We start from the raw sequence: 23,076 nt of genomic DNA on the forward strand, positions 1-23,076 counted from the left end.
TGCTTAGGCGTCGCCCACCTTCTCGGTCACCCGGAAGTCCTCGGGCGGGTCGAGGATGCCGGCGATCGTCCCCATCGAGTGGACGAGCGTCACGACCGGCGCCAGCGGCACGGCCGCCGCCCACGTCAGCTTCCCCTCGCCATAGTAGGCCACGCCGCGGAGGTACCAGAACGCCGTCAGCAGCCCCAGCGAGATCGAGAGCAGGGTTACGGCGTCGGTCGCGGCGACGCCGACGCCCAGTATCGCCAGCGGGAGGACGACCAGCGTGACGATCGGCGAGAGCGCCCACGCGTAGTTCCGGACGCGGGTCAGCAGCTGGTAGCCGGGCGGCAGTTCGGCGGCGGCGCGGACGTTGCCCGCGGCCCAGCGGCGTCGCTGCTGGGTGATCTCGCTAAGCGACGGCGGCGCCTCGTTGGCACACGTCGCCGTCGCGAGTTCGAACGTGAAGTCGGGGAGCTGCTGGGCGGCCGCCCAGACGAACGCCGTGTCCTCGACGAGCGTCTCGCGGTTCCACGTCACCTCGTCCTCGACCTCGCGCCGGACGGCGATGCCGCCGCCCCACGCGAACAGCGGAACCGAGAGCCGTGCGAACGCCCGCTGCTCGATCTGGACGCCCATCCGGTACACGTCGCCGAGGTAGGAGAGCACCGAGTCGGTCCGGCGCGGGCGCTCGCGGAGTTGGACCACGTCGGCGTCCGGCAGCCCCTCGAAGGACTCCAGCAGGCTGTCCTCGTCGAGGTAGAGTACGAACTCCCGGTCGGTCCCGAGTCGCTGCCGGGCCCACTCGATCGCGCGCCCCTTCCGGACGGCCTCGGCCTCGAACTCGTCGGGAACGACGTGGACGTCGGCGCCGGCAACGTCGATGGACTCCTCGGCGATCACGTGCACGTCGTCGAAGTCGGCGGGCAGGGAGTCGACCGTCTTCTGCACCACCGATTCGGCGTCGACGGTCAGGATCCGGACGTGGATGTCGTCGGCGCCGTGGACGGGCGCGGGCGACTCGTAGCCCGCGCCGATGACGTAGGTCAGGACGACCCACGTCAGCGCGGTCGCCGAGAACAGCAGCGTCGTCCCGGCGACCAGGAGCTCGAACAGGCCGCCCCAGTCGATCAGACCGAGGGTGAGCCACGGGGCCACCGTCGCGACCGCGGTCACGACGAGCACCACCGCCCCGCCGCCGAGACCGATGCGTTCCGGGTTCATCTCACTCGGAAGACGCGCCTTGACCCACTTCAACGGGGGAAACGCTGGAGCCGCCTTGGCCGCGGTTAACCCCGATTAATCCGAGTAACGGCCGGGTTTGGCGGTGATACGCCGGTCCTGCTCTCGGGCGGCGTCGAACGACGGTCCCGACCCGGGAGCGACGGCTGGCGCGACACCGCTGCGCGAGTCGCCCCAGGCGGTGACCGCCCCCACCGACAACCATACCCACACCCCACCCCAACCCCGGGCCAAATGCGCGCCGCAGTCCTCCGCGAGTACGGCGAACCGCTCGACGTGACCGAGGTACCCGACCCCGAACCGGACCCCGACGGCGCCGTCGTCGCCGTCGAGGCCTGCGGCATCTGTCGGAGCGACTGGCACGCCTGGCAGGGCCACGGCGAGTGGGCCGACGACCAGGTGCCGCTCGACTACGTGTTGGGCCACGAGCCGGCGGGTCGGGTCATCGGGATCGGCGATGACGTGGACCGATTCAGCGAGGGCGACCGCGTCGTCGTCCCGTTCAGCCTCGGCTGCGGGGTCTGCGGGGAGTGCCGGACCGGCCACGGCAACACCTGCGAGGACGGCCACGCGCTGGGGTTCGAGCGCGATGTGCCCGGCGCGTTCGCCGAGAAAGTGGGCGTGCCCCACGCCGACCACAACCTCCAGACCCTCCCTGCGGGAGTGAGCTTCCGCGACGTGGCCGCCGTCGGCTGTCGGTACATGACCGCGTTCCACGCGCTCGCCCACCGCGCCGACGTGGGCGGCGGCGACTGGGTCGCGGTCCACGGCTGCGGCGGGGTGGGACTCTCGGCGATCCAGATCGCCGACGCGCTCGGGGCTCGACCCATCGCCGTCGACGTGAACGACGACGCGCTCGCGCGGGCGGCGGACGTGGGCGCGAGCGAGGTCGTCGACGGCAGCGAGGCCGACGTGGTCGAGGAAATCCAAGATCTCACCGACGGCGGCGCCGCGGTCAGCGTCGACGCGCTCGGCCGTGCCGAGACCGCCCGCAACTCGGTGCGCTGCCTGCGCTCGCGGGGGACGCACGTCCAGGTGGGGCTCACGACCGACGCCGAGAGGGGGGAGATCCCGCTCCCGACCGACTGGATGACCCGCTGGGAGATCGACTGGCTCGGCTCCCGGGGGATGCCGCCCGCGCGGTTCGACGAACTGCTGGCGATGGTCGACGACGGGACGCTCGACCCGGGCGCGCTCGTCGGCCGGGAGGTCGGGCTCGAGGCCGTTTCGGATCGACTGGCGGCGATGACCACCTACGACACCGACGGCATCGAGATACTCACGTTCTAGAGCCCGAACGCCATCTTCTCGCCGACTTCGAGCCCGTTCTCCAGCGCGGCGTGGACTCGCGCCTCGCCGGCGACCCAGTCACCGGTGCAGTAGAGCCCCTCGCTCGCGGCCGAATCCAGCGGCCCACCGAGCGCGCCACCCTTCGTCAGCGCGTAGCGCCAGCCCTGGTGGTCGGTCCAGTCCGGGTCGGTCAGTCGGTCGTCGCCGACGATCCCGGCGGCGTGCGCGGCGAGCGCGTCGACGTTCGCTTCGGGGTGGTCGTCGTAGTGCTCGACGGACCACTCGTGGTTGGCCTGCACCACCAGCAGCGACTCGCCGTCGGGCACGTGGCCGGGCTTGCACTCCTCGCGGGAGATCCACCCAACCTCGTGTTCCTTGTCGGCGTTGACCAACGCGTAGTAGGGCAGGTGCAGTTCGAAGGGGTAGTGCAACACGGCCGTCCAGATCGTGCGGTAGGGCACGTCAGCGACGGCGTCGACGAGGGGGGCTTTCACCGGCGAGTCCCACGCGGATTCGCGGAGCAGTTCGGCCGTCTGTGGCGCTGGCGGGTTCAACACGACGGCGTCGAACGGCCCCCACGCCTCCCCGTCGTCGTCGACGAGCGTCCACGTCGCCGCGGCCGGATCGCGCCGGAGGGTCTCCACTCGGGTCCGCCGGTGGATCTCGGCGTCGGTCCGACTGAACAGTCGCTTGGCGATCTGTGTCAGTCCCGCCCGGTAGGACCACTTGTGGCCGTCCGGCTCCCGCCCCGGCGTCACCTCGCCGCCTTCGTCGAAGGTGTACACCCGTTCCGCGATGTCGACGATCCCGTCGTCGTCGAGCTGTTGAGTCAACAGGTCCGAGACACGTTCGCTATCCGACTTGACGTAGTTCGCCCCGTAGTCGTAGGTCAGGTCGCCGTGGCGGCGGGTGGCCGCGCGGCCACAGAGCCCGCCGGACTTCTCCAGGACGGTCACGTCGGCGTTCGGGAGCGCCTCGTCGACGACGAACGTCGCCGCGGCTGCCGCGGCGCCGGCGCCGACGACTCCGATGGTGGCCATACGTGGACTCGGGACGCGTGGGGCATCAAACGCCCCGGTGGCGGCACGAATCGTCAACGAAACCACTATACCTCGGTTGTGATTAGCACACGTCGTGCAGCGGGACACCGCGGTCGCAGTCGTCCTCGCCCTCCTCGCCCTCCTCGCGATCGGCGCCGCGGGCGCCACGCTCGAGAACCCCGCCGCGGCCGACGCCGGATCCGGCTTCGGCGACGGGAGCGGCGGCGGGCTCGGGAGCGGTGACGGGAGCGACGCCGCAAGCAACTCGAGTGTCGGCGGCGGCGGGGGGATGCAGTGGACCGGCGAGATCAGCGGTGCCTGTATGAGCGTCCTCCAGACGCTGCCGGCGAAACTGCTGATCGCCGGGAGCGTCGCCGCGCTCGGGGGCTACGTCTGGTGGCGTACGGGATCGCTGGGAATGGGGGTCTTGACGGGGTTACTCTACGGCCCGATCGTCTACCTGATGTGGTTCGCGCTCGCGGGCTGTCAGACCATCCAGGAGGGGATTTCGCCGGCCCAGCCGACGAACCGGACGAGCACCGCCAACGAGACTGGCGGCGGCAGCCTCGGCGCCGCCGCGGAGACGGCGACCAGCCAGCCGTCGGTCCTGCTCGTGATCGTGCTCGGCGTGCTGGTGCTCGCGGCGATCGTGCTGCTCTACGTCGCCTCCGCCGACGACGTCGTCGCCTCGCAGGTGGACCGCGAACGCGACGCCGACGACGAGGAGACCGACATCGCCGCGGTCGGCCGTGTCGCGGGCGAGGCGGCCGACCGCATCGAGACCGGCGACGCCTTCGACAACGAGGTGTTCCGGGCGTGGGCCGAGATGACCGAACACCTCGCGGTCGAGCATCCGGAGTCCTCGACGCCCGCTGAGTTCGCGACGGCGGCCGTCGACGCCGGGATGGCCCCCGACGACGTGAACGAACTCACCGACCTGTTCGAGGAAGTCCGGTACGGGAACCGTGAGGTGACCGCGGACCGCGAACAGCGGGCGACGGCGGCGCTGCGCCGGATCGAGGAGAGCTACGCGGAGGCCGAGGAATGAGGCGCCGGCTCGCCGCCTTCGGCGCGGTCGCCGTGCTCGTGGGGCTGTTCGTCTCCTTCCGGCAGGAGTTCGCCGGCCTGATCCCCGCGAGCTGGGTGTTCGTGCTCCTGATCGCGGTCGCGGCCGGCGTCCAGTCCGTCACGACTGCCCTCTCCCGCCGCCGAACGGCGCTCCGGGAGGAGGAGACCGGCGACCCCGAGCGCCGCTACGAGGCGCCGACGCCGGGCGACGACCTGACCGAGACGCTACGGTTCGCGCGTCGCTCCTCCCGCCGGGGTGACCGCCCACGCGAGCAGCTCCGCGAGCGGATCGCGGAGGTCGCCGTCGCGGGCGTCGCCGACGCCGCCGACTGCAGCGAGGCGGAGGCACGCGAGCGACTCCGGACGGGCGAGTGGACCGACGACCCGGTCGCGGCGTGGTTCCTGGGCGAGGCGGTCCGACTCCACCCGGCCGAGCGGGCACGCCTGCTCGCGACGGCGCCGTTCTCGCAGTACGAGGCGGCGTTCGATCGGACGGTTCGGGTCGTCGACGACCTCGTCGCCCACGGGGGTGAGCGATGAGCTACGTCGACGCCGTCGACACGGAACACTGGGCGGGGATCGGCGCGCTGGCGTTCGCGGCGTTCGCCCTCGGCCTGCCGTTCCAGCGCCCCGGCCTGTTCCTCGTCGCGCTTGTGGGCGTCGGCTTCGCGGCCTACGCCCGGTTCGGCGACGCGCCGGCGGCCGACCTCACCGTCGATCGCGACCTCTCCGAAACCTCGCCGGCCCCGGATTCGGAGGTGACGGTGACCGTCACCGTCGAGAACACCGGCTCGGCGACCCTGCCGGACCTGCGGCTGATCGACGGCGTCCCCCCGGGGCTCTCGGTCACTGAGGGCACCGCCCGGTTGGGGACCGCGCTCCGCCCGGGCAAGCGGGCGACGTTCAGTTACACGGTGACGGCGACGCGTGGCAGCCACGAGTGGGAGCCGCTGACGGCGGTGGTTCGCAACGCCAGCGGCTCGCGGGAGCGCACCGTCGAGGTAGACAGCGGGACGACGCTGCGCTGTCTCCCAACCCTCGAAGCCAGCAGCGACCTGCCGCTGCGCGGGCTGACGACGCCGTACTCCGGCCGGGTCGCGACCGACGTGGCGGGCTCGGGGCTGGAGTTCCACTCGACTCGTGAGTACCGACGGGGCGACCCGCTCTCCCGGGTGGACTGGAACCGCTACGCCCGCAGCGGCGAGCTCTCGACGGTCTCGTTCCGGGAGGAGCGGGCGGCGACGGTAGTGCTGCTGATCGACTCCCGCGAGGCGGCCTACCGCGCGCCGGACGAGGAGACGCCCAACGCCGTCGAGCGCAGCGTCGACGCCGCGGGCGAGGCGTTCTCGGCGCTGCTCTCGACGGGCGACCGGGTCGGGATCGCCAGCTACGGCCCCGAAGCGTGCTGGCTCGCGCCCGCGACGGGCGAGCGGCACCGCGCGACGGCCCGGCGCCTGCTCGCGGATCACCCGGCCTTCTCGGTGTCCCCCTCCGAGGAGCCGTTCTACCCCTCGATCGCGCTGCGCCGGCTCCGGCGCCGACTGCCCGCGGACGCCCAGATCGTGCTGTTCAGCCCCGTCACCGACGACTACATCGCGACGGTCGCGGAGCGACTGGACGCCTACGGCCACCAACTCACGCTGATCAGCCCCGACCCGACGGTCGACGACGCAGCGCCCCACCGGCTCGCCCGGCTCGAACGCGACACGCGGCTCCGCCGGCTCCGGAGTCACGGGATCCGGGTGATCGACTGGGGCGAGCGCCCGCTCGCGGTCGAACTCGCCCGGGCGACCCGGAGGTGGTCCCGATGACCTGCGCTCTTCGACCCCACGAGACCGACTGCCGGCGCGGTCGGAGGTGGTCTCGATGACCGAAATCACCCGCGAGCCGTCCCGCTTCGGCATCGCCGTCGCGGCCGGGTTCGCGCTGCTCTCGGTCGCGACGACGGCCGTGGTCGCGACGGCCGGCGGCGCCATCTCGGGGCTGGGGCTGGTCGTGCTGCTCGCCGGGCTCGCAGTCGCGTCGCGTCGATTGATCACCAACGGCGGCGGGATCCTGTTGCTCGGCGCGCTGTACGTGGGGTATACGGGCGCGCCGCCGCTGCTGGTGCTCGTCGGCGCCCTGACGGGGGTGCTCGCGTGGGACGCCGCCAGCAACGCCGTCTCGGTGGGCGAGCAGCTGGGGAAGGAGACCGACACGATGCGGGGCGAGGTCGTCCACGTCGTCTCGTCGGTGCTCGTCGGCAGTCTCGCCGTCGCCGTCGGCTACGCGGTGTATCTCGCCGCGGCCGGGGGCCAGCCTATCGCGTCGGTGTTCCTGCTGGTGGTCGGCGCCGTCGCGCTGGTGAACGCGCTGCGCTGAACCGTAACCGATTAACCGGAGCACGTCCCACGATCGGATGAGCCGAGGTAGCCTAGCCTGGCCAAGGCGGTAGATTCGAAATCTACTGTCCTCACGGACTCGAGGGTTCAAATCCCTCCCTCGGCGCTTCTGAAGTACAACGTCGACCAGCGCCGCGTTTGATCGCGGCGCGTCGTCGACCGTGCCGAACCGGAGCCGGGTCGAGGGATTTGAACGAGACCGGACGAGCGAAGCGAGTCCGGGCGTGGTTCAACATCCCTCCCTCGGCACTTCTCGAACTGTAAGCCGGCGAGCGCCGCGTCTCGTCGCAGCGCGACGCCGGCCCTGTCGACTCGAAGCCGTGCCGAGGGGTTTGAATCAGGGAGTGAAGCGAACGGAGAGAGCGGAACGACCGTGGTTCAACATCCCTCCCTCGACGCTTCTCGAACTGCGAGTTGGCGAGCGCCGCGTCTCGCCACGGCGATCGGTCGCCTGACCCGGCACGGCGGGGTTTGATAGTCCCACCCCGAGAACGGCGGGTATGAGCACCGAAGAGCCAACCGAACGATGCTACTCCGAGATCGTCACCCGGCTCGATGAGGGGGAGCGGGAGACGGTCGCCGAGGCGGCGGCGCTGCTCGCCAGCACCGCCGACCGCATGGCCCAGGTCGAGAGCGACGGCGACGCCGAGGGGATGGCGGTCGAACTCCGACGTATCGCGGACGAACAGGCCCGGATCGAGGAGATCGCCCTCGCTCCTGGCTCCGGCACGAACTGAGCCCGCCCACTGAGCCGCCCACTCGATGGTTTCACTCCGAAACATGCACGTCGATTACCGGGTGAGCGTCGGCTTCGTCGGCCGTGTCCTGAAGTACCTCGGCATCACCCCGCTGGTCCCGCTGCTGGCCGCGTTCTACTACGGTGAGAGCCCCGTGCCCTTCGTCGCCACGAGCGCGGTGATGCTCGGGGTGGGCCTGCTGTTCGAGTTCCTCGGCCGCGAGGACGAACTGGGCCGGCGCGAGGCGTTCCTGCTGGTGAGCCTCGCGTGGCTGGTCGTCCCGCTCGCGGGCACCGTCCCGTACCTCGTCGCCGGCACCGGGACGGTCGCCGGGCCGATCAACGCGCTGTTCGAGAGCATGAGCGGGTTCACGACCACCGGCGCGACCGTGCTGGGCGAGATCTCCGTCGAGCGCCACGGCCACGCGATGCTGCTGTGGCGACAGCTCACCCAGTGGCTCGGCGGCATGGGGATCCTCGTCCTGATGGTGGCGATCCTGCCCGAGATGTCCGTCGGCGGCGCGCAGGTGATGGACCAGGAGGCGCCGGGGCTCTCACTCGACAAACTCACCCCCCGGATCCAGGAGACCGCCCGCGCGCTCTGGGGGATCTACGCGGGGTTCACCCTGCTCGCGGCGCTGGTCTACTTCGGGCTCGGCGTCGCCGACGTCGCGCCGAACATGGGCCTCTACAACGCCGTCGCCCACGCGCTCACCACGCTCCCGACGGGCGGGTTCTCGCCCGAAGCTCGCAGCACCGAGGCGTTCGCGCCGGCGATCCAGTGGGCGATGATGCCGTTCATGCTGATCGCGGGGACCAACTTCGCGCTGTTCTGGCACGTCTTCCGGGGCGACCCCCGCCACCTGACCGACAACGCCGAGTTCCGGGCGTACCTGCTCGTCGTCGCAGGGTTCGGCGCGGTCGTCTCGGCGCTCCTGTTCGCCGGCGTCGGGATCGCCGAGACGCCGTCGAACGTCGACGCGATCGCGGGGAACGTCGAGAACGCGCTCCGGCAGGGGCTCTTCCAGGTGGTCGCGATCGTCACCACCACCGGCTACGCGAGCATGGACGTCAACACGTGGGACGCCTCCGCGCAGACGATCCTGCTGTTCGCGTACTTCCTCGGCGGCTCCGCGGGCTCGGCGGCCGGCTCGATCAAGATCGTGCGCTGGGTGATCGCGAAGCGGGCGGCCGGCCGCTCGCTGTTCGTCGCCGCCCACCCCGAAGCCGTCAGGCCGGTTCGACTGAACGACGAGGTCGTCGACGAGGACACGATCCGCGAGGTGTTCGTGTTCGTGACGGTGTTCGTGGTGCTGTTCGCCGTCTCGACGATGCTGCTCTACCTCGACAGCGTCCGGACCGGCCTCTCGCTCTCGGGGCTGGAGGCGATGAGCGTCGCCATCGCGACGCTGGGCAACGTCGGGCCGGGCTTCGGCCCCGTCGGCCCGATGAACAGCTTCCTCCCGTTCTCCGACGCCGCGAAGCTGTACATGGTGTTCCTGATGTGGATCGGTCGACTGGAGGTCCTCTCGGTGCTCGTGATCTTCACGTCGTCGTTCTGGACGCGCTAGTACCCCAGTTCCGCCAGCGTTTCCCGAACCGGATCGAGGTACTCCGAACCGAAGTGGCGCAGGTGCACCAACAGCGGCAGCAGCCGGTAGACCGGTCGCCGACTCGCGGCGCCGTGGGGGATCCCGGCACGCGCCCGGTAGCGCTCGAAGAACGCTTCCCCGCCCGTGTCGGTCCAGTCGACGTAGGCCAGTTCGACCTCCGGGTCGGCGTAGTAGCAGGCCGGATCCAGGAACGTCCGCACCGACTCGCCGTCGGTGAGCAGGTTGGCTCGCCACACGTCGCCGTGGATCAGCGACGGCTCCGGGTCGTGATCGAGCAGCGCCGGCAGGTCGTCGACGAGTGCGTCGACGCGCTCCGCGCCGTTTGCCGGGAGCAGGCCCTCCTTCTCGGCGCGGTCGGCCATGTAGCCGAGTCGGTGTTCGCCGAAGAACGTCGACCAGTCCGCCTCGCGGGGGTTCGGCAGGTCGAGCTCCCCGGTGAGCGTGTCGAACGGGAAGCCAAAGGTCGGCGCAGAGTTCGCGTGCAGCGCGGCGAGTCGGTCCGCGAGGTCGCGCTCGACAGCGGGGGTGATCCTCGACTCGCCGTCGACGTACGCGATCACGAGCAGGTCCTCGGCGGCGTGGTGGACCGCGGGCACCGCGAGGCCGTGCTCGGCGAGGTGGCGGAGCATCCGCGCCTCGATCCGGAGGTCGGCCTCGGCGGTCTTGGCGACGACCCGTCGGTCGTCCCCGAGGTCGACGCGGTGGACGCTGCCGACCTCGCCGCCGTCGAGTTCGGCGGCGTCGACGATCGACGCGTCGGCCCACGCCTCGACGGCCGCCCGGGTCGCGGCGTCCATCTACTCGCCCAGTTTCTCGAGGGCGTTCGCGACCAGCATCGGCAGGAACACGGTCGCGTCGCCGACGATCGTCGCGTTGCGCGCGTCGGGTTCGAACTTGCCCCACGACCGGGCCTCGTCCAGCGTCGCCCCCGAGAGCCCGCCGGTCGCCTCGGGGTCCATGGTGATCTGGACGCCGTAGTCGTACGCGCCCGGGGTCACGAGCATCGTCTGGAGAGTGAAGTTCTTCGGCACGCCGCCGCCGACCAGCAGACAGCCCGCGCGTTCGGACTCGAAGGCGCGATCGGTCAGGCCGGTCATGTCCGCCAGCGCGTCCAGCGAGAACTCGGAGGTCTGGGAGTACACCCACGCCTGCAGCCCCAGCACGGAGTCCTGTACCGCGGGGCAGTAGATCGGCACGTCGTTCTCGTAGGCCGCGGCCGCGATGCCCGGCCCCTCGTCGATCCCCTCGTCGGCGTTCACCTCGCTGTTCGCGCGGCCGAGTTCGCGGGTGAACCGCTCGATGCTGACGATCCCCTCCTCCTCCAGCGGCGGGAACACGTGCTCGCGAAGGTGCTCCTCGAACAGCGCGAAGTGCTCCTGGGGCAGGTAGACGTTGTAGATGCGGTCGACGCCCTCCTCGCGCAGGCGCTCGTCGTGGTCGCGCGTGCCCGACCCCGAGGCGTGGTCCTCGTCGTGGCCGTGTTCGCCGTCGCCGCCATGGTCGCCCTCGCCGTGCCCGTGGACGCTGCCGTGGTGGTGTTTGCCGCCGATGGCCTCGATCGCGTCGTGGGTCAGGTTCGCGCCGGTGGTGACCAGCGCGTCGACGTGGCCCTCCCGGATCAGGCCGGCGACGACCTCCCGCATCCCGGCGGGCACCATCGCCCCCGCCAGCGAGAGGAACACGGCGCAGTCGTCGTCCTCGAGCATCTCGGTGTACACGTCGGCGGCCTCGTGGACTGCGGCGGCGCCGATGCCGGCGTCGCCGTACTGCTCGACCAGCTCGCCCACGCTCATCCCCGCGCTGACGGAGGCGTGGCCGATGGGGTCGTGCTGGAACTCCCGGCGTTCGGTCTCCTCCTCGTGGTCGGCGTCCTCGCTCATGCTCCCGTCTCGTGTCGGTGCGGGCTTGAAGGACCCGATACGCGGGTGCCCCCGTCGACTCAGAGCCCCGTCGGGTGGTCGACGAAGACGGTGTCCAACCCCCACTCCTCGGCCAACGCCTGGAGCGAGCGCACGCCGAAGGTCTCCGTCGCGTAGTGGCCCGCCAGCAGCACGTTGATGCCGGCTTCGCGGGCCTCGTGGTAGGCCTGCTGTTTCCCTTCACCCGTGATCAGCACGTCGACGCCGGCGTCGACGGCCTCGTCCAACCAGTCGGCGCCGCTGCCCGTCAGAACGGCGACGCGCTCGATCTCCTCGGGCCCGAACGCGAGCGTCTGCACGCCCTCGCCCCCCGTTTCGAGCTCGTCGGCCAGGAGCTCCGAGAGGGCGCCGGGTCGGATCGGGTCGTCGCGCTCGCCCAGCAGGCCCACCGTCTCCGGGCCGACCTCGCCGAACGGTTCCTGCGCGTGGAGGTCGAGCAGGTCGGCGATCCCGGCCGCGTTCCCGAGCGTCGGGTGGCCGTCCAGCGGCAGGTGGGAGACGTACAACGGGAGGTCGTTCGAGACGAGCGGCTCGAGCCGCTCGTACTCGCGGCCGGTCACGCGGTCAAGCCCGCCCCAGACGAGGCCGTGGTGGGTGACCAGCGCGTCGGCGCCGGCGTCGAGGGCCGCCTCGATGGTCGCCTCGGCGGCGTCGACGGCGAACGCGACGGTCTCCACCTCGCCCTCCCGGCGCCCGACCTGCAGGCCGTTGGGGCTCGCGTCCACGTCGGCGTAGTCGTCGGTGCGGAGCTCCTCGTCGAGTCGGTCGACGAAGTCGGCGCGGTCCATGGCCGGGGGGTGGGGCGCGGACGGTTTGTACCCCCCGGCTCGGGGCGGCGTTCGACTCCCGCACCAATACCCCTTTGCGCCGGTGGCACGTACGTTCACGTACACGAAGCGGCGTCGCCATGTGGAGGCGTCGCGACTGCCCCCCCATGACTCCCCACGAACACGATCACGGTGACCACTCGTCCGCGGCGTCGACCGACGCGAGTTGTACCCGCCGCCACGCCATCGCGGCGTCGGTCGGACTCACCGTCGGCCTCGCCGGTTGTCTCGGCGGCGACGGCGACGCGCCCGCGGCGGTGACGCTGCCCGAGGACGCCACCTGCGACGTGTGCGGCATGGTCATCTCCCAACACCCCGGCCCGACCGCGGAGGTCTTCTACGCCGACCAGCGCCCGGGCGGTCACGACAACCCCGCCCGGTTCGACAGCACGTGGGAGGCGTTCCAGTTCGACTTCGAACACGAGGACTGGTCGCGCGAGGCGTTCTACGTGACCGACTACTCCGTGGTCGACTACGAGATCCGGACCGACGGGGACCAGCAGGTCATCTCGACGCACTACGGCGCCGAATCGTTCGTCGACGCCACCACGGTCACGTTCGTCGCCGGTTCGTCGGTCGTCGGCGCGATGGGGGAGGACCTGATCGGCTTCGCCGACGAGGGGGACGCCGAGTCGTTCCAGGCCGAACACGGCGGCGATATCGTCACCTTCGACGAGGTCACCCCCGAACTCCTCTCGACGCTCGGGCGGTGAGATGGTCGGCCGAACCCTCCCGCTGACCGCGTTCGCCGCGGTGTTCGTCGTCGCCGTGGTGGTCCTGAGCGCCACGCTCGTCGTCCCCGTCGGCGCGACCGACGACGTCGAGCCCGTGCCGTTCGAGGACACGTTCACCCTCGGCCTCACCGACGAGACGGTTCGGCAGACCGAAGCCCGAGGGTTCTCGATCCCCCGGGTGGAGGTGTACTACTCGGCCTACAAGTACGTGGTCGGCTTCAACAGCGTGGGCTCCTACGTCGCCGAGCAGGGCCGCACCGGCCACGAACAGCGCTTCGGCCAGCCCGTCGCGGCGTTCGTCTCGGACTACGCGGGCGCCAACGCCTCGCTCACCGAGGACGGGTACCTGACCGCCGACGGGGAGGTGGGCTTCGCCCCCGCCGAGGAGACCGTCGTCGTCGTCGACAGCCGCGCCCGGCTGCCGAGCGGTCCCGTCGCGGTCCCGTTCTCCGACCGCGACGCCGCGGCCGCGTTCGCCGACGCCTACGGCGGGGAGGTCGTCCCGTGGGAGGCGGTCACCGAGCGGGTCACGGCCCGCGATCCGGCCTCCGCGTCGGCGCTCCGGGGCGCGGTCGAGAACCGCTCGGCGTGGGCGAACCAGTCCGTCGCCGCGACGACCGACCGCGAGCGATCCACCTCGATCGTCGTCGGCGAGGACGCCGAGAGCCTCGACGCGGCCGTCGCGGCCGCCCCGCCGAACACGACTGTCGAACTCCCGCCGGGCACGTACCGTACGGACGGCCTGGTCGTGAACAAGTCGCTGACGATCGCCGGCGCCGGGAACGCGACGACGATCCGGGGCGACGGCAACGGGACCGTGCTCACGATCGCGGCGCCCCGAACCACCCTGCGGGACCTCCGGATCGACGGCGTCGGCGACGTGGGGAGCCGTCGCAGCATGCTCAACACCTCGGAGATCGAGGGGCTGAACTGGTCGAAGAACGTCGAGCTCGCCTACGGTCGGGGCGACGCCGCGGTCCGGCTGCTCGACGCCGAGCGCTCGCTCGTCGAGCACGTCTCGGTCGAGACGCCGGCCTCCGGCATCGTCACGCTCGACAGCCGGGGCGCGGTGATCCGCGAGTCGGCGGTCGCGGTTTCCGGCGGCACCCAGGAGGGGTTCATGGGGCTGGTCGCGATGTACGAGCCGATCGTCGTCGAACGGAGCCGGTTCGCCGGCGGCCGCGACGGGATCTACACCCACCGCGCCGACGGGATCGTCGTCCGGGACAACGAGTTCACCGACCACCGCTTCGGGATCCACGAGATGTACACCTCCGACTCGCTGCTGCGGAACAACACCGCCCGGGACTCGAACGCCGGCATCTTCCTGATGACGCGGCCCTCGGGCAACCTCCTCGTCGGCAACGACGTGCGTGACTCTCGCGTCGGCATCTCCACCGCGGGCTCGCGGTCGTACTTCGCGTCGAACGTCGTCGCCGACAACGGCCGGGGGTTCAACGTCTACAGCTCGCAGTCGCTGTACACCCACAACACCGTCGTCGGCAACGACGTGGGGCTCCGTGCCGGCGACGCGCTCGCGACCAACCTCCTGACCGCCAACGACATCGTCGGCAACGACCAGGCGGCGACGGCCAGCATCGGCCCGCTGCGCGTCTGGACCGTCGGCGACCGGGGCAACTACTGGGGGCCGGTCCCGGGCACCGACACCGACGCCGACGGCCACTACGAACGCGCGTTCCGGCCGACCGGCTCGGTCGACGCGCGCGTCCGGACGACCCCCGGCGCGTGGACGCTCGCGCGCTCGCCGGCGGTCGACCTCGTCCGGACGGTCCAGGAGACCGTCCCGGGCCTGCGTGCGACCGGCGTCGTCGACGTGGCGCCGCGGACCACCCCTGCCCGCCCGGAGACGCTCGAAACGCTGCGCGAGCCGGGGAACACGACGGAGGTGGCGGGATGAGCGACCCCGTGCTCGAGTTCGAGGACGCCTCGTTCTCCTTCGGCGAGGTGACGATCCTCGACGACGCGAGCCTCGCACTCGACGGCGGGACGTTCGTCGCGCTGGTCGGGGCGAACGGCTCCGGGAAGACCACGGCCCTCGAACTGCTCGCCGGCCTGCGACCCCTCGACGCCGGGACTGTCACGCGGCCGACGACGGCCGGCCGGACCGTCGCGTACCTGCCGCAGTCGCCGCGGTTCCGGCCCGGCTTCACCGTCCGCGAGGTCGTCGAGTTCTACGGCTCGCTGGTCGAGGGCGAGGTCGACACTGACGCGATCCTCGCCCGCGTTGGACTGGGCGGCGCCGCCGACCGGCGCGTCGACGAGCTCTCCGGCGGGATGGCGCGGCTGCTGGGGCTCGCACAGGCGCTGATCGGCGACCCCCCGGTCGTCGTCCTCGACGAGCCGACGAGCGGGCTCGACCCGGACATCGCCGACCACATCTTCGAGGCCGCGGCGGCGATGGCCGCCGACGACCGGCTCGTGCTCACGACCAGCCACGACCTCGAGGCCGTCTCGCGGTACGCCGATCGAGTGGTCCTGATCGCCAACGGCGAGTTCGTCCTCGACGGCTCGCCCGCGGCGCTGCTCGAACAGGCCGGTGAGGAGCGCCTCCGCGACGTGTTCTCGGCTGCAGTCGCAGGTCGCGGCCGGGAGGCGGTCGACATCGACGCGCCGACCGACGGGGGTGGGAAGTGATGCGGGCTCGCCCCGTCGTCGCCGTCGCGAGTCGGGAGGTCCGGACGCTGCTGCGGAACCGGGCGCTGCTTGCGGTCGCGGCGGTGTTCGCGATCGTCGTAGTCGGGCTCGGCGGCGCCTCGATGGGCTCGCCCGGCGGCTACGTCTCGCTGACGTACGACCTGCTGCTGCCGGTCGAACTGCTCGTCCCGGTGCTCGCCTTCGCCGTCGCCTTCCAGTCGATCCGGGGCGACGACGAGCGCGGCACGCTGGCGATCCTCCGGACGTACTCGGTCTCGCGGCTCGAGTACGTTTTCGGGGTGTTCGTCGGCCGCGCGCTCCCCGCCTTCGTCGTCGTCGTCGCGGCGCTGTCGGCCGCCGGCGTCGTCGCGAGCCTCGGCGCCCCGGAACCGTCGTCGTTCCTGGCGACGCACTCGGCCGGGGACACGCCGCTGATCTACGGCCGGTTCGTGCTCTTCGCCGGCTGGTACGCCCTCGCGACGGTCGCGTTCGTGCTCGCGGGCTCAGCGCTCGCCCGGACCGATCGCGAGGCGCTGGCGGCGGGCGTCGGCGTCGTCGTGGTCGTGGCCTTCGTCGCCGACCTCGCGCTCGTGGCGCTGCTCACGACGGGGTTCGTCGGCGACCTGATCGGCGTGCTGGTCGGACTGGCGCCCGCCAGCGCGTTCCGCGGGCTCGTGCTCGAACTGGCGATCCGCCCCGCGATCGCGACGGATCCGGGGGTCGCGACGGCCCACCCGCTGGTCAGCGTGATCGGGCTCGCCGGCTGGACCGTGACAGCGTTGGCCGTCGCCGCTGTGGCGGTCTGGCGGCCGGTCGAACGCTGAAGCGGGACCGTCGCCAGGGCGCCCGCCGTCGAGGCGAGTCGGCGTCAGCGGCCCTGATGCCGAGAAGCAGTGGCGTCAGTGGGGCTGCTGTCGAGAGGAGCCGGCGTCAGTGGTCGTGATCGCCGTGGCTGTGGCCGTGCTCGTGCTCCTGCCCGCCGTCGCCGGCGATCGCGGCACCCTCGCCGTCGATCATGTCCATGTTCTTGAGGTTGTCCCGCTCCTCGAACCCCTGGACGGCGTTCATCACGTCGTCCTGGGTGAGTTCGCGGCGGCCCTCGGTGAGCGCTTGGAGCACTGCCTCCCGCAGCACCATCCGGAGGTCGGAGCCGGTGAGTCCCTCGGTCTCCTCGGCGATGGCCTCGGGGTCGAACTCCGCCATCTGCATGTCCCGCGTGACGATGCGGAGGATGTCCGCGCGCATCTGGCGGTCGGGCTTGGGGAAGTTCACGACCTCGTCGAAGCGCCGCCAGGCGGCGGCGTCGAGCTGGTCGGGGTGGTTGGTCGCGGCCACCGTGAGCACCTCGTCGCGCACCAGCGAGATGTCGTCGATGCTCTTGAGGAGGGTGTTGACCGCGCGCTTGAGCGCGGCGTGCTCGTCGGACTTCCGGGTCTTGGCGACGGAGTCGAACTCGTCGATGAACAGGATACACGGCGAGAGCCGCTTGGCGACCTCGAACGTCTTCTCGACGTTCTTGGCCGTCTCGCCGAGGTACTGGCTGGTCACCATCGAGAGCTTCACCTCGACGAACGGGAGCCCCAGCTCGTGGGCCAGCCCCCGGGAGATGGTGGTCTTCCCGGTGCCGGGCGGGCCGACGAAGAGGATCTTCCCGATCTCGCTCAGGCCGATGCTGGCGAGGTAGTCGCGGTTCTCGATCGCGGTGACGATCTTCTCGACCTCGTCGTTCTGGTCGTTCGTGAGCACCAGATCGTCGAGGGTCGTCTCGATCTCCTCGGGCGCGAGGATGTGGACGAGGTCGAGCATCTCGGCGTCGTCGTCCTCGTCGAAGTACTCGTCGAGCAGGGAGTCGATCCAGACGCGGTCGGCCTGGATGGGCTGGTTGTCCTCGCGGGCCGCCTCGCGACTGACGTCGACGTCGACGTCGCCGGCGTTCTCGGCGGCGTAGGCCAGCGTCGGGTTGGCGGCGAGGCGGTCCTCGTCGCCGTGATCGAGGTACCACTCGAGCGCCATGTCGGGCTGGGTCAGCGAGATCTCGCCGGAGAACTCCGTCCGCTGGGTGAAGAGCAGATCCGAGACGGCGTCCCACGGGTGATCGACGCTGGTGGCGGTGCGCGCGCGGTCCTGCGTGACCGTCAGCGGGCGCTCGATCGACCCGTCGGACCAGAACACCTGCCGGTAGCGGGGCGGGAGGTCGTCCTCGTCGAGGTCGTCCTCCTCGGTGTACGTGTGTGCAGTCAACAGGAACTCTACGACGTCGACGGCGGGGTCGCTCATCCCGATAATGTTGCCGCCCCAGTCGGTTAAGCGCGTCGGACCCCCACCACTGATCGGGAGTGGACGGACCTGTTCGTTCCGCCACGGTCCAGTCGGGACTCGTCGACGAACATCACGACCGCCTGCTCGTGGTAGAGCCCGAGGTCGTAGCGCGTCCGCTCGTAGCCCCGTTCTCCCAGCACCGCCGCCGCCGCCTCGGCCTCGCTGGGGTCGGCGAACACGACCGGCGGGATCGACGCCCGATCGTCCAGCGCGTCGGCGCCGCGGGCGTACGACGACGGCGCGTCGGCGCGCTCGACGTACCACGCCATCGGCAGGCGGTTCAGCCACCACCCGAGCCAGTTCTCGCCCTCGCCGGGGGGCGCCGTGTCGATGGACTCGTTGGGCAGGTAGTACTCCTCGCCGTAGAACAGCACGCCGTCGTCGGCGGCGGCGTCGACGGTCGCCCGCATCGGCGACAGATCGTCGGACGGCTGGGCCGACTGTGCGAGCACGTTCACGTACAGCGGCGGCGTGATCGAGGAGACAGCCAGCACCAGCGGCACCTGCACCGCCGAGAGCACCACCAGCGCGGCGAGCGCGTAGCGGGCGTACCGCCGGCGGGCGTCGGCGTCCGGGAGGTCGAAACCGAACTCCCACGCCCGTCCGCGAACGAGCGCGACCCACCCGACGGCGGCGGGGACGAGCAGCGGCACCGCGAGGTGGATCGAGATCCACGGCGCGGGGATGTCCGTCGCCAGCGGGTAGCCGAGCATCGACGCGGCGCCCCACGCGACCAGCGGGACGACCAGCGGCCGCGACGGCGAGCGGAGCTCCCGGACGAACGCGTAGCCGGCGCCGACGGCGACGGGGAGCGCGCCCACGAGCAGGTAGCCCCAGAGCTTCCCTGCGTAGATCGGGTAGGAGTGGCTCCGACCGCCGGTCCAGAGGCTCGAACTGAACGTCTCCCACGTGCCGACGGTGGCGCGCTCGATCAGCGCGACCCAGCCGACGTCACCCGCCAACGCGGCGCTGAGGGAAGGGTCGCCCGCGGGCCCGCGAGGGGCGAGGAAGAAGACGATCGGGACGAGCGCGGCGAGCAGCGCCAACGGAACCGCCGGGAGGTGGCGGGCGGCGACGGCTCGCGTTCGGGCGAGCGAACTACGGAGCGCCGCCGTCGCCGCAGTTCGCGGCGCGCTCTCGTCGTGCCACGGGAGCAGGGGAACGACCGCGGGCCAGCCGACCGCGACCGCCGCCGTGCCGACCGCGCAGGCGGCGTACAGCAGCACGTTCTCCTTCGTCGGGACCGCGAGCCCGGCGAGGAGGCCGGCGGCGACGACGTGGCGTCGACGCTCGGTCGCGAGCGCCCGGACCGCGAAGCCCAGCGCGAACAGGGCGAAGACGGCGAGCGGTACGTCCGAGCGCATGAACCGCGAGTAGTAGACGAGGCCGGGCGTGACCGCCAGCAGCGCGGCGAGCGCCACGGTCTCGGCGTTCGAGAGGCCGACGTGGGGGAACCGAGCGCGGTCGGTGGCGGTCGTCGACGACTCGCCGGGCCGGCGGAACAGCAGCGCCGACAGCGGCGCGAGGCCGCCGATGACGGTGACGGGGAGCCGGGCGGTGAACGCCGTCGGGCCGAGGTGTTCGAACAGCGGGGCGACGACCAGCGGGACGAACGGCCCGTGGATGATCGGCCGGTAGGCGAAGCCGGCGCCGCGGACGTACCGCAGCGTCCAGTAGGCGACGCGGGCCTCGTCCCAGTGCATGGTTCGGTCGCCCAGCGCGACCAGCCGGAGGAGGAGGGCGAGCGCGGTCAGCGCCAGCACGGCCGCGGTCGGCCGACGGCGCATCCAGCGAGCGGGGCGGGACACGTTCGAGGGCGTCTACGCGGCGCTGTAAGTACTTTCTCCGTCGGGGGCGGAAACCCTCGACCACGCACGTCGCGTTCGGTCGGATTTATGCCCGTCCCGAACCCAGCCCGAGGTATGTCGACACCTGTCGTCGTACACGCGCGCCGGACCCCGCAGGGCAAGGAGGACGGCGTCTTCGCGGAGACCAGAAGCGAGGACCTCTCGGTCCCGCTGATCGAGGACGCGCTGGAGACCACCGGCGTCGACCCCGAGCAGGTCGAGGACCTGATGTGGGGCGTCGCCCAGCAGCGCGGCGAGCAGGACAACAACGTCGCCCGCGTGATCGCGCTGCTCTCCCCGCTCGGCGAGGGGACGCCGGCGACCAGCATCAACCGCTGGTGTGCCTCCTCGATGCAGGCGATCATCTCCGCCGCCGACGCCGTCGCCGCCGGCAACCGCGACTGCATCGTCGCCGGCGGCGTCGAGAACATGAGCCGCGTGCCGATGGACGGCGACTCCTACGAGTACCTCCACCCCGAACTCGGCGAGCAGTACAACGTCTTCCAGCTCCAGATGGGGATGACCGCCGAGAAGGTCGCCGAGGAGTACGACGTGAGCCGGGAGAAGCAGGACGAGTACGCCGCTCGCAGCCAGCAGCGCGCGACCGAAGCCACGGAGTCGGGGCGCTTCGACGACGAGATCGTCCCGATCGAGACCGACGACGGCGTCGTCGAGGAGGACGAGGGGATCCGCCCGGGCACGACCGCGGAGAAGCTGGCGGACCTCTCGCCCGTGTTCACCGGCGACGGGACCGTGACCGCGGGCAACTCCAGCCAGATCTCCGACGGGGCGTCGCTGGTGATGGTCACCTCGAAGGCGTTCGCCGAGGAGAACGACCTCGAGATCATGGCCGAGATCGGCACGAACGAGGTCGCGGGCGTCGATCCGACGGTGATGGGGATCGGGCCCGTGCCGGCGACTGAGGGGCTGCTGGAGCGGGCCGGGACGGAGATCGAGGACTACGACCTCGTGGAACTCAACGAGGCCTTCGCCTCCCAGTGTGTGTACGCCCAGCGCGAACTCGGGATCCCGGACGACAAGTTCAACGTCAACGGCGGCGCGATCGCGATCGGTCACCCCCTCGGCGCGAGCGGGGCGCGGCTGCCCGTGACGCTGCTGCACGAGATGGAGAAGCGCGGCGATTCGCGGGGGCTGGCGACGCTCTGTGTCGGCTTCGGGCAGGGCGCCGCGATCGAGTTCCTGATGGAGTAGGGCTTTTCCCGGCGATTTTCGGTTTTCTTTGTTGAGTATCGTTCGACCGCGACGGCGAACAGCAACAGCAGCTCGATGCTTGGCACCTTGCGACCGCACGGCTCCGCACAGCCCACAGACCTCCCCAGCCGACTTCTTCCCTCGCTAGCGCTCGGTCAGTCGTCCCTCGTGCCTGCTCGTCCACGGAGGGACTCGCGCTTCACGCCGACAGCGACCGCGGTTCGGTGGCGGTGGACGCCTCGCGTCGGCGACCTGTCGCCGACGCGGGGGGAGGGGTGGGGACTCGGTGCCGCGCCGGGCTTCGTGCCCGGCGCCCTGCGGTCGCAAGTGTGCTACGAACGACCTGCTGTTGCCGTCGCGGTTGCTGTCTCAGTTGCCAACGGTCGAGCTATTGTCGCCGTCGCGGTTGCCGTTCCAGTCACCAATCACCGAACCGGCCATCAGTGATCGTCACCAGAATCGTTTTCTCCCGTCCCACCGGCCACCAACGTATGGCCATCGGCGACGTTCAGGCAGTCACGGGAACCGAGAACGTCCACTACGTCGACACCGGGATGTACGACGTGCCCGAGTACGGCTCGGTGTACGTCATCGACGGCGAGCGCACCGCCGTCGTCGACTCCGGCACCGGCGGCGACTACGAGCGGATCGCCGACGCGCTGGACGAACTCGGCATCGACGAACTGGACGCGGTGATCCTCACCCACGTCCACCTCGATCACGCCGGCGGCGCCGGCCACCTGCTCGCGGCCCACCCGGACGCGCAGGCATACATCCACGAGCGCGGCGCGCGACACCTGATCGAGCCCGACCGACTCGTCGCCGGCACCAAAGACGCCGTCGGCGACCAGTGGCAGTACTACGCCGAACCCGAGCCGATCCCGGAGGAGCGCGTGACCCGCCTCGCGGACGGCGACGAAGTGGATCTCGGCGACCGCACCCTCGTCGCTCACGAGGCGCCGGGGCACGCGCCCCACCAGCACGTGTTCCACGACGCCGACGCGGGGATCGTGTTCACCGGCGACGCCGCGGGGCTGTACGTCCCGGCGGTGGACTCGATCCGGGAGACGACGCCGCCGCCGCAGTTCGACCTGGATCAGGCTCGCCGGGACGTGTCGACCATTGTGGACCTCGAACCGGAGATCCTGGCGTTCTCGCACTTCGGCCCGCGGGCGTTCGACGAGGCGTTCCTGAACGGCTACAAGCGCACGCTGATGGAGTGGGTCGAGGCGGTTCGACGGAAGCGGGCGGAGTTGGGTGACGACGACGCGGTGATCGAACACTTCGTGGCTCACGCCGACGAGATGGCGGGTGCCGAGGTCTGGGGCCAGCGTAAGGCCGAGGCGGAGGCGCGGCTTAACGCTCGGGGGGTTTTGGCGTATCTGGGGGAGGGGGAAGAGTAGTTGAACTCTGAGTATCTCTCAAAACCGAGTTCGGCAGAGAATGAAGTGGAACGAAAATACGTCCTAGATGGACTCCGCGTGGACAGTCATCGTCCCGTCCAGAACGTCACCCTCATCGACATCATCGGCGTCCGAGAGGTCGATCGTGAGGCCGATACGCAGTCCGCTACCCACACCGGTCGCCCAGGAAGCGCTGAACGCATTCGATTCGCCGACGAGGCTCGTCTCGCGGCCGAAATTCCCCGCGATGGGGTAGACATCCACGTATTCGTCTAGATCGTCGCTCAGCGTGAACCAGATCTCGACCGGCTCGGTGCCCTGGTTCGTAATCGAGAACACGTCGTCGAAGTGGTTAGTCGAGTTCGGATTGACACCCTGCCCGCCTGCATCGTTCGAGCCGAACTTGATCTCGAGCTCGTCGTCGTTGATCGACGCGTACTCGTAGTTGTTGTCCGGCGAGTTACCGAGATCCGTGCCGAAACTGAGGTATGCACTCGCGTCGTCTGCAACCTCAACGGAGAGGCTACGCTCTGCGCTCGTTGCGGAGAACGCCCCCGTCCCAATGCCTGCCGCACCGGCGGCAGTAATCGATCCCAGACCAGCGATGAACTTTCGTCGTTCCATTGTTGTAGTACCTCGCGCCCCCGAGCTCCTTCGGGAACGCTTCATCTACCACATACTCCCGGTGGTAAGTAGTATTGAGTTAGCTGACAGGATTCAATGCGGTCCTGTCGCTTTGTCCTACAGGGTATGGGTACTGTTGATAAGCAATGAGTAACGGCTACCAGATTCGATTATGCTATCAGACTCC

The 23,076-nt window shown here is 70.7% G+C and carries 21 protein-coding genes and 1 tRNA gene; 14 read left to right on the forward strand and 8 right to left on the reverse strand.

Going from position 1 to position 23,076, the window contains the following annotated elements:
- Positions 1-3: 3 nt before the first annotated feature.
- Positions 4-1,203: a glycosyltransferase family 2 protein gene (locus tag BMZ83_RS05245; protein ID WP_074876398.1), complete on the reverse strand. Its 1,200-nt coding sequence runs from the start codon at positions 1,201-1,203 to the stop codon at positions 4-6.
- Positions 1,204-1,455: 252 nt separating this feature from the next.
- Between BMZ83_RS05245 and BMZ83_RS05250 the strand changes: the two genes are divergently transcribed.
- On the forward strand, positions 1,456-2,511 hold the full coding sequence (locus tag BMZ83_RS05250; RefSeq protein ID WP_074876400.1) for a zinc-dependent alcohol dehydrogenase family protein: 1,056 nt from the start codon (positions 1,456-1,458) through the stop codon (positions 2,509-2,511).
- Here BMZ83_RS05250 and BMZ83_RS05255 read toward each other — a convergent pair.
- Positions 2,508-3,551: an NAD(P)/FAD-dependent oxidoreductase gene (locus tag BMZ83_RS05255; RefSeq protein WP_074876402.1), complete on the reverse strand. Its 1,044-nt coding sequence runs from the start codon at positions 3,549-3,551 to the stop codon at positions 2,508-2,510. The two genes, BMZ83_RS05250 and BMZ83_RS05255, sit on opposite strands and share 4 nt — an antisense overlap.
- Positions 3,552-3,645: 94 nt before the next feature.
- On the opposite strand from BMZ83_RS05255, the gene BMZ83_RS05260 reads away from it, so the two are divergent.
- From BMZ83_RS05260 to BMZ83_RS05290, 7 genes are all read left to right on the forward strand, one after another.
- Positions 3,646-4,599: a DUF4129 domain-containing protein gene (locus BMZ83_RS05260; RefSeq protein WP_074876404.1), complete on the forward strand. Its 954-nt coding sequence runs from the start codon at positions 3,646-3,648 to the stop codon at positions 4,597-4,599.
- Positions 4,596-5,159 (forward strand): DUF7269 family protein, encoded by a 564-nt coding sequence (locus BMZ83_RS05265; RefSeq protein WP_074876406.1) that lies wholly within the window; start codon positions 4,596-4,598, stop codon positions 5,157-5,159. The genes BMZ83_RS05260 and BMZ83_RS05265 overlap by 4 nt, the downstream gene beginning before the upstream one ends.
- Entirely contained in the window at positions 5,156-6,430 is a 1,275-nt protein-coding gene (locus BMZ83_RS05270) for a DUF58 domain-containing protein (RefSeq protein WP_074876408.1), read from the forward strand. Before BMZ83_RS05265 ends, BMZ83_RS05270 begins: the two co-directional genes overlap by 4 nt.
- 55 nt (positions 6,431-6,485) lie before the next feature.
- Positions 6,486-6,980 carry a DUF7519 family protein gene (locus tag BMZ83_RS16765; protein WP_074876836.1) on the forward strand — a complete coding sequence of 165 codons (495 nt, stop codon included), beginning with the start codon at positions 6,486-6,488 and terminating at the stop codon, positions 6,978-6,980.
- A gap of 41 nt (positions 6,981-7,021) precedes the next feature.
- A tRNA-Ser gene (locus BMZ83_RS05280) sits at positions 7,022-7,106 on the forward strand.
- A gap of 394 nt (positions 7,107-7,500) precedes the next feature.
- The gene (locus tag BMZ83_RS05285; protein WP_074876410.1) at positions 7,501-7,737 is read left to right on the forward strand and encodes a hypothetical protein; all 237 of its coding nucleotides are present in this window, start codon (positions 7,501-7,503) and stop codon (positions 7,735-7,737) included.
- A 25-nt stretch (positions 7,738-7,762) separates the two neighbouring features.
- A complete protein-coding gene (locus BMZ83_RS05290) occupies positions 7,763-9,307 on the forward strand; it encodes a TrkH family potassium uptake protein (protein ID WP_074876412.1) in 1,545 nt (514 codons plus the stop codon).
- Here the strand turns inward: BMZ83_RS05290 and BMZ83_RS05295 are convergent.
- Genes BMZ83_RS05295 through BMZ83_RS05305 form a run of 3 tightly spaced genes read right to left on the reverse strand, consistent with a single transcriptional unit; the run spans position 9,304 to position 12,056 of the window.
- Positions 9,304-10,146: a fructosamine kinase family protein gene (locus BMZ83_RS05295; protein ID WP_079990115.1), complete on the reverse strand. Its 843-nt coding sequence runs from the start codon at positions 10,144-10,146 to the stop codon at positions 9,304-9,306. The genes BMZ83_RS05290 and BMZ83_RS05295 overlap by 4 nt on opposite strands.
- Positions 10,147-11,229 (reverse strand): deoxyhypusine synthase, encoded by a 1,083-nt coding sequence (locus BMZ83_RS05300; RefSeq protein WP_074876414.1) that lies wholly within the window; start codon positions 11,227-11,229, stop codon positions 10,147-10,149.
- A gap of 59 nt (positions 11,230-11,288) precedes the next feature.
- Positions 11,289-12,056, reverse strand: coding sequence for a Nif3-like dinuclear metal center hexameric protein (locus BMZ83_RS05305; RefSeq protein ID WP_074876416.1), 768 nt, complete (start codon positions 12,054-12,056; stop codon positions 11,289-11,291).
- A gap of 146 nt (positions 12,057-12,202) precedes the next feature.
- On the opposite strand from BMZ83_RS05305, the gene BMZ83_RS05310 reads away from it, so the two are divergent.
- The 4 genes from BMZ83_RS05310 to BMZ83_RS05325 are packed head-to-tail and all read left to right on the forward strand — an operon-like array spanning position 12,203 to position 16,308.
- Positions 12,203-12,808 carry a nitrous oxide reductase accessory protein NosL gene (locus BMZ83_RS05310; RefSeq protein ID WP_079990116.1) on the forward strand — a complete coding sequence of 202 codons (606 nt, stop codon included), beginning with the start codon at positions 12,203-12,205 and terminating at the stop codon, positions 12,806-12,808.
- 1 nt (position 12,809) lies between these two features.
- Positions 12,810-14,747 (forward strand): NosD domain-containing protein, encoded by a 1,938-nt coding sequence (locus BMZ83_RS05315; RefSeq protein WP_074876418.1) that lies wholly within the window; start codon positions 12,810-12,812, stop codon positions 14,745-14,747.
- Entirely contained in the window at positions 14,744-15,484 is a 741-nt protein-coding gene (locus BMZ83_RS05320) for an ABC transporter ATP-binding protein (protein WP_074876420.1), read from the forward strand. Before BMZ83_RS05315 ends, BMZ83_RS05320 begins: the two co-directional genes overlap by 4 nt.
- Positions 15,484-16,308 carry an ABC transporter permease subunit gene (locus tag BMZ83_RS05325; protein WP_074876422.1) on the forward strand — a complete coding sequence of 275 codons (825 nt, stop codon included), beginning with the start codon at positions 15,484-15,486 and terminating at the stop codon, positions 16,306-16,308. Before BMZ83_RS05320 ends, BMZ83_RS05325 begins: the two co-directional genes overlap by 1 nt.
- Positions 16,309-16,414: 106 nt before the next feature.
- On the opposite strand, the gene BMZ83_RS05330 is transcribed toward BMZ83_RS05325, so the two are convergent.
- Together BMZ83_RS05330 and BMZ83_RS05335 are read right to left on the reverse strand one after the other, a co-directional pair.
- Positions 16,415-17,761 (reverse strand): ATP-binding protein, encoded by a 1,347-nt coding sequence (locus BMZ83_RS05330; RefSeq protein WP_074876424.1) that lies wholly within the window; start codon positions 17,759-17,761, stop codon positions 16,415-16,417.
- A gap of 26 nt (positions 17,762-17,787) precedes the next feature.
- On the reverse strand, positions 17,788-19,611 hold the full coding sequence (locus BMZ83_RS05335; RefSeq protein ID WP_143076895.1) for a flippase activity-associated protein Agl23: 1,824 nt from the start codon (positions 19,609-19,611) through the stop codon (positions 17,788-17,790).
- Between the two features lie 114 nt (positions 19,612-19,725).
- Between BMZ83_RS05335 and BMZ83_RS05340 the strand changes: the two genes are divergently transcribed.
- Together BMZ83_RS05340 and BMZ83_RS05345 are read left to right on the forward strand one after the other, a co-directional pair.
- Positions 19,726-20,862 (forward strand): thiolase family protein, encoded by a 1,137-nt coding sequence (locus tag BMZ83_RS05340; protein ID WP_074876428.1) that lies wholly within the window; start codon positions 19,726-19,728, stop codon positions 20,860-20,862.
- A 491-nt stretch (positions 20,863-21,353) separates the two neighbouring features.
- Positions 21,354-22,265, forward strand: coding sequence for an MBL fold metallo-hydrolase (locus BMZ83_RS05345; RefSeq protein ID WP_074876430.1), 912 nt, complete (start codon positions 21,354-21,356; stop codon positions 22,263-22,265).
- A 63-nt stretch (positions 22,266-22,328) separates the two neighbouring features.
- Here BMZ83_RS05345 and BMZ83_RS05350 read toward each other — a convergent pair whose 3' ends face one another.
- A complete protein-coding gene (locus tag BMZ83_RS05350; protein ID WP_074876432.1) occupies positions 22,329-22,889 on the reverse strand; it encodes a DUF1102 domain-containing protein in 561 nt (186 codons plus the stop codon).
- Between the last annotated feature and the right edge of the window lie 187 nt (positions 22,890-23,076).

This window comes from Halolamina pelagica (assembly GCF_900115675.1).
In the GTDB taxonomy this organism is placed as follows: domain Archaea; phylum Halobacteriota; class Halobacteria; order Halobacteriales; family Haloferacaceae; genus Halolamina; species Halolamina pelagica.